The 269-nt window shown below is 53.5% G+C and carries 1 protein-coding gene; it reads right to left on the minus strand.

Features of this window, described 5'->3' with window-relative positions; translation table 11 throughout:
• The coding region (locus SB679_RS24465) for an SDR family oxidoreductase (protein ID WP_410704864.1) at positions 1-269 on the minus strand (269 nt) is incomplete at both ends.

A 269-nucleotide genomic window follows, 5' to 3' on the forward strand; every position in this document is an offset into this window, starting at 1 on the left:
TCGGTGTACTGATAGACGCTCTTGCCGTGGTAGAGCCCGGCGTTGTTGACAAGCCCATCGATAGAATCGAAGCGTTCGGTGCAATGAGCGAAGAACCGACGAAGTGCACTGAGATCGGCAACATCGACGACTTCGCTAAAAAACATCCCTTCGGGAAATTCCCGTTTTAGCCGTCCCATTGCTTCGCCGTCGATATCGCACCCGATTACCGTTGTACCTTGAGCTACGCATTTTCGTGCGATCGCTGCACCAATGCCATTCCCTACGCC

Source organism: Chryseobacterium sp. SIMBA_029 (assembly GCF_046535275.1).
GTDB lineage: Bacteria > Bacteroidota > Bacteroidia > Flavobacteriales > Weeksellaceae > Chryseobacterium.